The 9381-nt window shown below is 66.4% G+C and carries 9 protein-coding genes; 6 read left to right on the top strand and 3 right to left on the bottom strand.

Features of this window, described 5'->3' with window-relative positions; genetic code table 11:
• Nucleotides 1–398: 398 nt before the first annotated feature.
• Nucleotides 399–1325: a class I SAM-dependent DNA methyltransferase gene (locus tag IF803_RS26385; RefSeq protein WP_461194038.1), complete on the bottom strand. Its 927-nt coding sequence runs from the start codon at nucleotides 1323–1325 to the stop codon at nucleotides 399–401.
• Between the two features lie 130 nt (nucleotides 1326–1455).
• Between IF803_RS26385 and IF803_RS26380 the strand changes: the two genes are divergently transcribed.
• From IF803_RS26380 to IF803_RS26360, 5 genes are all read left to right on the top strand, one after another.
• Nucleotides 1456–2517: a ligase-associated DNA damage response exonuclease gene (locus IF803_RS26380; RefSeq protein WP_461194037.1), complete on the top strand. Its 1062-nt coding sequence runs from the start codon at nucleotides 1456–1458 to the stop codon at nucleotides 2515–2517.
• Nucleotides 2514–4322 (top strand): cisplatin damage response ATP-dependent DNA ligase, encoded by a 1809-nt coding sequence (locus IF803_RS26375; RefSeq protein WP_461194036.1) that lies wholly within the window; start codon nucleotides 2514–2516, stop codon nucleotides 4320–4322. The genes IF803_RS26380 and IF803_RS26375 overlap by 4 nt, the downstream gene beginning before the upstream one ends.
• Before the next feature lie 96 nt (nucleotides 4323–4418).
• Nucleotides 4419–4724: a DUF6460 domain-containing protein gene (locus IF803_RS26370; RefSeq protein WP_016844848.1), complete on the top strand. Its 306-nt coding sequence runs from the start codon at nucleotides 4419–4421 to the stop codon at nucleotides 4722–4724.
• 22 nt (nucleotides 4725–4746) lie between these two features.
• Nucleotides 4747–5481: an MBL fold metallo-hydrolase gene (locus IF803_RS26365; protein WP_461194034.1), complete on the top strand. Its 735-nt coding sequence runs from the start codon at nucleotides 4747–4749 to the stop codon at nucleotides 5479–5481.
• Between the two features lie 114 nt (nucleotides 5482–5595).
• Nucleotides 5596–6915: an MATE family efflux transporter gene (locus tag IF803_RS26360; protein ID WP_461194033.1), complete on the top strand. Its 1320-nt coding sequence runs from the start codon at nucleotides 5596–5598 to the stop codon at nucleotides 6913–6915.
• A gap of 171 nt (nucleotides 6916–7086) precedes the next feature.
• Here the strand turns inward: IF803_RS26360 and IF803_RS26355 are convergent, their stop codons facing one another.
• Both IF803_RS26355 and IF803_RS26350 read right to left on the bottom strand, forming a co-directional pair.
• Entirely contained in the window at nucleotides 7087–8184 is a 1098-nt protein-coding gene (locus IF803_RS26355; RefSeq protein ID WP_461194032.1) for a quinone-dependent dihydroorotate dehydrogenase, read from the bottom strand.
• The gene (locus IF803_RS26350; protein ID WP_028339025.1) at nucleotides 8181–8525 is read right to left on the bottom strand and encodes a DUF952 domain-containing protein; all 345 of its coding nucleotides are present in this window, start codon (nucleotides 8523–8525) and stop codon (nucleotides 8181–8183) included. The genes IF803_RS26355 and IF803_RS26350 overlap by 4 nt, the downstream gene beginning before the upstream one ends.
• Before the next feature lie 200 nt (nucleotides 8526–8725).
• On the opposite strand from IF803_RS26350, the gene IF803_RS26345 reads away from it, so the two are divergent.
• Nucleotides 8726–9379, top strand: a complete 654-nt coding sequence (locus IF803_RS26345) for a S24 family peptidase (RefSeq protein ID WP_461194030.1) — start codon at nucleotides 8726–8728, stop codon at nucleotides 9377–9379.
• The last annotated feature ends 2 nt before the right edge of the window (nucleotides 9380–9381 follow it).

Genomic DNA, 9381 nt, shown 5'->3' with positions numbered 1-9381 from the left:
CGCTCGCACCCGGATCGTATTTCTTGTCGGCGGCCCGGACGAAGGGCGCGGGCAGCACGGACGCAGCGATCACAGACAATGCGGTGGCGCCGAACTCGCGCCGTGTTTGTTTTTTCATTGCTTCTCTCCCTGAGGCGAAAAGCTCTCGCATTCCGCCTTGCGCCGGGCAAGCGCGAAGTCACAGCTTTGCGGCGCAATGCCGCGTCACGGCAAATGCGTAGCGTGTAGACTCAAGTTGAGTGCGGGGCTGCCTCTTCCCTTCTCCCCTTGTGGGAGAAGGTGGCTCGCATCGAAGATGCGAGCCGGATGAGGGGTCTCTATCCGCGGAGAAAAACCCCTCACCCGGCTTCGATGCGACCGCATCGAATCCACCCTCTCCCACAAGGGGAGAGGGTGCGTCACGGCTTCACGGCCACGGCGACGAGTCCGGGTGCCGGGATATTGTCTTCATTGCGCGCCGAGAGATCGTCGAGCAGGGCCAGCGTCAGCCCCGCGGCAGCGACGGAGGCGCGCACATAAGCTGCGCTGTGGGCGTAGCGCAGTCCCTCGCCGATGATGACGCCTTCGCCGTCATGGGTCTCGGCCGTGAAGGCGAGCACGCCGCCCGCCACCAGCACACGGCTGGCCTCGGCGAGCACCGGCGCGAGATCGGCGACATAGACCATTGCATCCGCGGCCAGGATCAATTCGGCGCTGGCCTCGCGCCTGGCCGAAACGGCCTTCAACATGTCGTCGACCTCGAGCTCGGCATAGAGGCCGGTGGCACGCGCCTTGTCGATCATGCGCGGCGACAGGTCGATGCCGATGAAGCGATCGACATGCCGCTCGAACGCACCGGCCGCCAGCCCGGTGCCGCAGCCGAGATCGATCGCGCGCTTGAAGAAGGCCGGCTGCTTTGCGCCCGCACGCACCGACAGCACCGCCTTGAACAGCAGCGCCGGGCCGCGATAGCCGAGATCGCCGACCAGCGCGGCCTCGAAGCGTGGCGCATATTGATCGAACAGCGTCTGCACATAGCCCGGCGGCATCGCGCTGACGGCCTCGACGCCGAGCTGCATCAGGTGCAGGCCGGCGCCATGACGGTCTTCGGGATCGGCGTCGCGCGCGCCGCGGAACGCTGCGATCGCGGCATCGCGCTGGCCGAGCTCCAGGCGGATCTTGCCCAGCGTGTACCAGGCTGACGGGAATTTCGGCACAAGCTCGATCGCCTGTTCGAGCAGTTCGGCGGCAGCCGGCAGATCGCCCTTCAATTGCAGGTCGCGCGCGAACTCGTAGCGGCGGTCGGCGACCAGGTCGCCGGAGGACAGAAACAGGCGGGGGGCCATTCGCTTTAAGGAACCAATCTCGGCCGGGTCCGGCCATCCATCAAAGCACGGACTTTTTCCGGAGATGGATGCACGGGTCAAGCCCGCGGATCCGGCTAAACATCGCGGATCGAGCGCCTATATAGGGACGATGCGCCCGCAAGACATCCTGATGCCCGTCCCGGCCGGGCTTTGCTGCAAGCCCGGCGGCTTCCACATCGATCCTGTTAGGCCGGTCGAGCGGGCGCTGATCACCCATGGCCATTCCGACCATGCGCGGGCGGGCCATGGCGCTGTGCTCGCGACCCAGGAAACGCTCGACATGATGCGGCTGCGCTATGGCGAGAACTTCGCCGGCGCTGTGCAGGCGATCGCGTATGGCGAGGAGATCAGGCTCGGCGACGTCACGGTGACGTTTCATCCCGCCGGCCATGTGCTGGGCTCCGCCCAGATATCGGTCACCTGCAAGGACACCCGCATCGTCGCCTCCGGCGACTACAAGGATGCGCGCGACCCGACCTGCGCGCCGTTCGAGCTGGTGCCCTGCGATGTCTTCATATCTGAGGCGACGTTTGGATTGCCGGTGTTCCGCCATGGCGATGCCGCCGGCGAAGTGAACAAGCTGCTGGCGTCGGTCAAATTGTTTCCGGAGCGCGCGCATCTGGTCGGCGCCTACTCGCTCGGCAAGGCGCAGCGCGTGATCGCGCTGCTGCGCGAGGCCGGCTACGACGCACCCATCTATTTGCATGGCGCGATGGAGAAGATCACCTATTACTATCAGGAGCGCGGCATTCCGCTCGGCGAGCTCCGGCCCGCGCGCGGCATGAAGAAAGCCGAGCTTGCCGGCACCATTACGCTGGCGCCGCCAAGCGCGACATCCGATGTCTGGACGCGCCGCTTTCCCGATCCAGTCACCGCATTCGCCTCGGGCTGGATGCGCGTACGCGCGCGGGCCCGGCAAGGCGGCGTCGAGCTGCCGCTGGTGATATCAGATCATGCCGATTGGGATGGCCTGACGGCGACGATCGCCGCCACTGGTGCAGGCGAGATCTGGGTCACCCACGGCCAGGAAGACGCGCTGGTGCATTGGTGCAAGACCAAGGGCCTTGCCGCGCGGCCGCTCGATCTGGTCGGCTATGGCGACGAGGACGAAGGCGAGACGGCCGCACTGACCGGCGAGGCCCAGCCCGTCGGCGAGACCAAGAAGCCATGAACCGCTTTGCCGAGCTGCTCGACCGCCTCGCCTACGAGCCCGGCCGCAACAACAAGATCAAGCTGCTGGTCGCCTATTTCCGCGAAACCGAGGACCCCGACCGCGGCTACGCGCTGGCGGCGCTGACCGGCGCGCTGTCGTTCAAGCACGCCAAGCCTGGGCTGATCCGCGACCTGATCACCGAACGCGCCGACCCGGTGCTGTTCGGCTACTCCTACGATTACGTCGGCGATCTTTCGGAGACGGTTGCGCTGATGTGGCCGAAATCTTCTCCCTCTCCCGCTTGCGGGGGAGGGTCGGGGTGGGGGTCTCTCCACACGGTCGACAAGCGGAAAGAGCCCCCACCCGGATCGCTCGACCGCGCTGACGCGCAGCCGAACGATCCGACCTCCCCCGCAAGCGGGAGAGGTGAAGAAGACTCGCCGCCCAGTACCCGCCACAACAACCCACCTCCTCCCTCCCTCACCGATGTCGTCACCACGTTGCGCACGCTCGGCAAGGCCGAGCTGCCGGCGCAGCTGGCGCGCTGGCTGGACGAGCTCGACGAGACCGGGCGCTGGGCGCTCTTGAAGCTCGTCACCGGCGCGATGCGGATCGGGATCTCGGCGCGGCTGGCGAAGACCGCGGCGGCGGCGCTCGGCGACAAGGACGCGCACGAGATCGAGCTGCTGTGGCCGGGCCTGGCGCCGCCCTATCTCGACCTGTTTGCCTGGCTCGAGGGCCACGGCGACAAACCGGTCAACCGCGACCCTGCGCCGTTCCGCCCGGTGATGCTGGCGCATGCGATCGAGGATAGCGATTTCGCCAATCTCGACGCCGCGGATTTCAGCGCGGAATGGAAATGGGACGGCATCCGGGTGCAGGCGGTGTCCGGCCGCGATGCGCGCGGCCACGTCCAGGCGCGGCTCTATTCGCGCACCGGCGAGGATATCACCGGCAGCTTCCCCGACCTCGTGCCGTCGCTGCATCTGCCCGGCGCGATCGACGGCGAGTTGCTGGTGCTGCGCGACGGCCGCGTGCAGACCTTCAACGTGTTGCAGCAGCGGCTGAACCGCAAGGTCGTTTCGCCGAAGCTGATCAAGGAATTTCCGATCCACCTGCGCGCCTACGACCTGCTCGGCGACGACGAGAACGATCTGCGCGAACTGCCCTTCGCCGAACGCCGCGCGCATCTCGAAGCCTTCGTCGCCAAGCTGAATGATCCGCGCATCGATCTGTCGCCAACCGTCCCGTTCGCGAGCTGGGAAGAGCTGGCCGCGGCGCGCGCCGATCCCAAGAGTGCGGGCGCCGGCGACGATGCCGACGCGGTAGAAGGCGTGATGCTGAAGCGGCGCGACGCGCCTTATCTGCCCGGACGGCCGAAAGGACCGTGGTGGAAGTGGAAGCGCGATCCGCACATCATCGACGCCGTGCTGATGTATGCCCAGCGCGGCCACGGCAAGCGCTCGTCCTATTACTCCGACTACACGTTTGGGGTCTGGACCCATGGCGAAGCCGGCGACGAGCTGGTGCCGGTCGGCAAGGCCTATTTCGGCTTCACCGACGAGGAGCTGTTGCAGATCGACCGCTTCGTCCGCCGCAACACCACCGAGAAGTTCGGCCCGGTACGCCATGTCGTGCACGAGCCGGATCAGGGGCTGGTGCTGGAGGTCGCCTTCGAGGGCTTGCAGCGCTCGCCGCGTCACAAGTCCGGCGTCGCGATGCGCTTCCCCCGGATCAGCCGCCTGCGCTGGGACAAGCCGCCGCGCGAAGCCGACCGGCTGGAGACGCTTGAACGGATGTTAATCTCCATGACAGGAAGTTAAATCCGAAGCGCGCATGGCAGCCATTGATCGCGGTGCGCGGGTTTCCCATGTGCACCGCCGTGACCTATAATGCGGGCGATTCCGCGGGAGACAGCAATGCCAGACAATATCCGGGACTTGCCGGCCGGCCGGAGTGACGGCCTGTACCGCTTTCTCGGCGGATCGCCGCTCTCCGTGGCGTTCCGGTTGATTCTGCTGTCGATTCTGGTCGGTGTCGTGCTCGCCGCGATCGGCCTCGATCCATGGAACATCCTCACCAGCATCCGCAGGCTGTTCCAGAGCATCTGGGATTTCGGCTTCGACGCGATCAACTGGGCCTGGCGCTACTTCCTGCTCGGCGCTGTCATCGTGATCCCGATCTGGCTGTTGTCGCGGCTGTTCGGCGCGCCGCGCGGCCGCTGATCCCAGGGAGAGTGCACAGCCGATGCAATTGCGATTTGTCGGCTGCGGCGATGCATTCGGCTCCGGCGGCCGCTTCAACACCTGTTTCCACGTCAGCGGCGCGCGCAGCAATTTCCTGATCGATTGCGGCGCCTCGTCGCTGCCGGCGATGAAGCGGCTCGAGATCGACCGCGACGCAATCGACCTGATCCTGATCACGCATTTCCACGGCGATCATTTCGCTGGCCTGCCGTTCTTCCTGCTCGACGCGCAGTTCTCCCGCCGCACCCGGCCGCTGGCGATCGCCGGGCCGCAAGGCATCGAAACGAAACTACCGGCGGTGATGGAGGTGATGTTCGAGCATTCCTCCAAAACCAAACAACGCTTCGATCTGTCCGTCGTCACGCTCGCGCCGCGCGAAACGCGCAGCTTCGGCGAGGTGACCGTGACGCCCTACCCTGTCGTGCATGGCGAATCCGGCGGGCCGTTCCTCGCCTATCGCGTCGGGGCGGAAGGCCGCATCATCAGCTACAGCGCCGACACCGAATGGACCGACGCGCTGATCCCGGCGGCGCAGGACGCCGACCTCTTCATCGCCGAAGCCTACATGTACGACAAAACGGTCAAGAACCATCTCAGCCTGAAGACGCTGGAAGCGCATTTGCCCGCCATCAACGCCAAGCGCGTGGTGCTGACCCATATGAGCGACGATATGCTCGGCCGCATCGACGCCCTGCCTTACGCGGCAGCAAGCGACGGCATGGTCGTGGCGCTCTGAGCATGCAATGCCTTGCCCACAGCCCCTCCGCCACCGCATTGATCTGAGAACAATTCCGGCATGGTCGCGCGACGGATGTCGCGATAGAAACGCATATTCCCTGCAATTGTAGCCATGCACGCACCCATCCACCCGAAGATCACGACGCGCCAGGTATTCGCCATCGCCGGCCCCGCGATGGTCGCCAACCTGACCACGCCGCTGATCGGCATCGTCTCGACCACCGCGATCGGCCGCCTCGACGACGCCGCGCTGCTCGGCGGGGTGGCGATGGCCTCGGTGATCTTCGACTGCCTGTTCTGGCTGTTCGCCTTCCTGCGCATGAGCACGCTGGCTTTCACCGCGCAGGCGCAGGGCGCCGGCGAGATCAAGGAATATGCCGCAATCCTGGTGCGCGGCTTCATCGTCGCCGGCCTGATCGGCGCGGCGCTGATCGCGCTGCAGGTGCCGCTCGCCGCGGTCACATTCCAGCTGATGGGCGGCAGCGAGGGCGTCACGCGCGCGGCCAAGAGCTATTTCATGATCCGGATCTGGTCGGCGCCGCTGGCGCTCGCCAATTACGTCATCCTGGGCTGGCTGGTCGGCCAGGCCCGCGCCAATCTGGCGCTGGCGCTGCAGATCGTGATCAACCTGATCAACATGGCCGCGACCGTGCTGCTGGTGCAGGTTTACGGCGCTGGCATTGCCGGTGCCGCGATCGCCGCCGTGCTCGCCGAGACCGCCGGTTTTGCGGTCGGCATCGTCGTGGCGTGGCGGATCTCGCAAGACGGCTTCGCCGTGCCCGCGGCCACGCTGTTCGACCGCGCCAAGCTGATGCGCATGCTGGCGGTCAATCGCGACATCATGGTCCGCACCGCAGCGCTGATCGTCGTGTTCCTGTTTTTCACCGCCAAGGGCGCGCGCGAAGGCGATGTCACGCTGGCGGCGAATTCGGTGCTGAACAATTTCCTGCTGGTCAGCGCCTTCTTTCTCGACGGCCTCGCCAATGCCGCCCAGCAGCTGTGCGGCCGCGCCTTCGGCGCGCGCGATGCACGCGGCTTTTCCGATTCGACCCGGCTGGTGCTGCTGTGGGGCATCGGCTTTGCGCTGGTCGTATCGGTGCTGTTCGCGCTGTTCGGACCGGCGCTGATCAATCTGATGACGACCAGCGACGACGTGCGCCGCTATGCGCGCGCGTTCCTGCCGTTCGTGATCCTGGCACCTCTGCCCGGCGTATTCGCGTTCGGCTTCGACGGCATCTATGTCGGCGCCACCTGGGCGCGCGAGATGCGCAATCTGATGCTGGCCTCGCTCGCGATCTTCCTCGCCAGCTGGTGGGCGCTCAGTTCGTTCGGCAACACCGGCCTATGGATCGCGCTGCTCGGCTTCTACGTCGCGCGCGGCGGCCTGCAAGGCTTGCGCTATCCGGCGCTGCTCAGGAAGACGTTCAAATGAACGAAGCGACGCTCTGCTCCCTCGCCCCGCTCTTGCGGGGAGAGGGTTGGGGTGAGGGGCTGCCTCCATAGAGGAGGTGGGAGCTGATTACGCGGAAGCTCCCCCTCACCCGGATCGCATCTGCGATGCGATCCGACCTCTCCCCGCAAGCGGGGCGAGGTAACTTGGAAGCTACCTCACCGGCCAGTCCTCGGCTGTAATCGTCGCCGCATCGGCGCCGACGATTTCCGATAGCGAGTCGCGGCCGGTGCGCAGCAGGGTCGAGGACAGATCGCGCTTGATGTCGTCGACGAGACCGATGCCCTTGTAGACCAGCGAGGAATAGAGCTGGATCAGGCTGGCCCCGGCGCGGATCTTGGTCAGCGCGGCGCCACCGCTATCGATGCCGCCGACGCCGATCAGCGGAAACGCGCCTTCGACGCGGACATAGGTCTCGGCCACCATGCGCGTCGACAGCCGGAACAGCGGACGGCCCGACAGGCCGCCCTGCTCCTTGGCGCGATTCTCCTCGCGCAAGGTCGAGGGCCGCGCCAGCGTGGTGTTGGCGACGATCATGCCGTCGACACGCCGCGAGCGGGCGATGTGCACGACGTCGTCGAGTTCGGCAAGGCTGAGGTCGGGCGCGATCTTGAGCAGGACCGGCGAGTCGCCGGCGTTCTTGCGCACGCGCTCGCGGGTGTCGATGACCCGCGCCAGCAGATCGTCGAGCGCGGCCGATTGCTGCAAATTGCGCAGGCCGGGCGTGTTCGGCGAGGAGACGTTGACGGTGAAATAGCTCGCGACCGGCGCAAACGTCTCGATCAGCTTCACATAATCGGCGGCGCGGTCGGGCGAATCCTTGTTGGCTCCGACATTGACCCCGACAATGCCGCCGGCGCTGGCGCGCGCGGCGAGCCGCCGCAGCACGGCCTCCGCGCCGTCATTGTTGAAGCCCATGCGGTTGATGACGGCCTCGTCGCGCTCCAGGCGAAACAGCCGCGGCCGCGGATTGCCGCCTTGCGGCTTCGGCGTGACCGAGCCGATCTCGACAAAGCCGAAGCCGAGCCGCAGCAGCGCGTCGGGCACCTCGGCGCTCTTGTCGAAACCGGCCGCCATGCCGATCGGGTTTGGAAAGTTGAGTCCGAAGGCGCGCATCGCGAGCTTGGGGTCATCCGGCCGCTGCCGGATCGGCGGCAGCAGCTTCAGGCCCTGGATCGCCATGCGATGGGCATCCTCGGGATCGAACCAGCGCAGCAGCGGCAGCGAAAAGGCGTCGAAGGCACGGATCACGGCTTGAGCTCCGGAACGTCGTGGCCACCGTCGGAGCGCGCGCGCAAGTCGAGGATCTCGGTGACCGCGCCGAGGTCGAGTTCGCCATAGAGATGCGGGAACAGCTCGCCATTGCGCGACCGCTCCCAGCGCAGGGCATCGCCCAGCGCATCGGCATCGACCGCGACCAGGAACAGGCCGGTTTGCCCGTGGTAGTGCTTGCGCGCGGTCTCGGCCACCTGGGAGGCGGTGGAAAAATGGATGAAGCCGTCGCGTTTGTCGTCGGCACTGCCCCGGTACACGCCCTGCCGCTCGGCCTCGCGCCAGGCCGAAGCGGGAGTGATTTTGTAGATCATCGGCACGGGCCGGCCTTCCCTTTTGTCCTTGAGTCTCTTGGGGTTTTATCCGGATTTGAGGGGAAATGCCCCAGACGCCATCTGGCGAGCGAGGGACCGTATCGGCGGCGGCGGCGCAACTCAAGCGGTGCCAGGACACATCGGCCGACAGATTTGCGAAAACGCCAAGTTTCAGGCAATAATTCCTACCATCCGGGATGTCCTCGATGGCCAAACAGTCCAAAGCCACCCGACCGCTGACCCACGCGCAGGTCTGGGCCGCGCTCGACCGGCTCGCCGAACGCGCCGGCCTGTCGCCGTCCGGCCTTGCCAAGCAGTCCGGACTCGACCCCACCACCTTCAACAAGTCGAAGCGCGTGACGGGCGACGGGCGCGAGCGCTGGCCCTCGACCGAATCGCTCTCCAAGGCGCTGGCGGCGAGCAATGCCAGCATGGAGACCTTCGTGCAGTTGCTCGGCGATGGCGCGCGCGGCGGACAGTCGGTGCCGCTGATCGGCTTCGCGCAGGCCGGTGCAGGCGGCTATTTCGACGACAGCGGCTTTCCCGCCGGCAAGGGCTGGGACGAAGTCGCGCTGCCGGCGACATCAGACGAGCACGCCTATGCGCTGGAGATCGAGGGCGACTCGATGAAGCCGGCCTATCGCGAAGGTGATATCATCGTGGTGTCACCCGCGACCGCGATCCGCCGCGGCGACCGCGTGGTGGTGCGCACGACCGGCGGCGAGGTGATGGTGAAGGAATTGAGACGCCGCACCGCCAAGATGCTGGAACTCGCGTCGCTCAATCCGGAGCACCCCGACCGCATGCTCGATGCCGAGGAAGTCGCGTGGATCGCACGCGTGGTGTGGGCGAGCCAGTAGCT

This window comes from Bradyrhizobium sp. UFLA06-06 (assembly GCF_054820065.1).
Note: the sequence above shows the minus strand (reverse complement) of the source record. Positions and strands in the feature narration are given on the sequence as shown.

Excerpts from the sequence above, each read along its gene's own strand:
- IF803_RS26370 (WP_016844848.1), top strand. The coding sequence starts at position 4,419 with ATGCCAGACAATATCCGGGACTTGCCGGCCGGCCGGAGTGACGGCCTG.
- IF803_RS26375 (WP_461194036.1), top strand. The coding sequence starts at position 2,514 with ATGAACCGCTTTGCCGAGCTGCTCGACCGCCTCGCCTACGAGCCCGGC.
- IF803_RS26345 (WP_461194030.1), top strand. The coding sequence starts at position 8,726 with ATGGCCAAACAGTCCAAAGCCACCCGACCGCTGACCCACGCGCAGGTC.
- IF803_RS26385 (WP_461194038.1), bottom strand. The coding sequence starts at position 1,325 with ATGGCCCCCCGCCTGTTTCTGTCCTCCGGCGACCTGGTCGCCGACCGC.
- IF803_RS26380 (WP_461194037.1), top strand. The coding sequence starts at position 1,456 with ATGCGCCCGCAAGACATCCTGATGCCCGTCCCGGCCGGGCTTTGCTGC.
- IF803_RS26365 (WP_461194034.1), top strand. The coding sequence starts at position 4,747 with ATGCAATTGCGATTTGTCGGCTGCGGCGATGCATTCGGCTCCGGCGGC.
- IF803_RS26360 (WP_461194033.1), top strand. The coding sequence starts at position 5,596 with ATGCACGCACCCATCCACCCGAAGATCACGACGCGCCAGGTATTCGCC.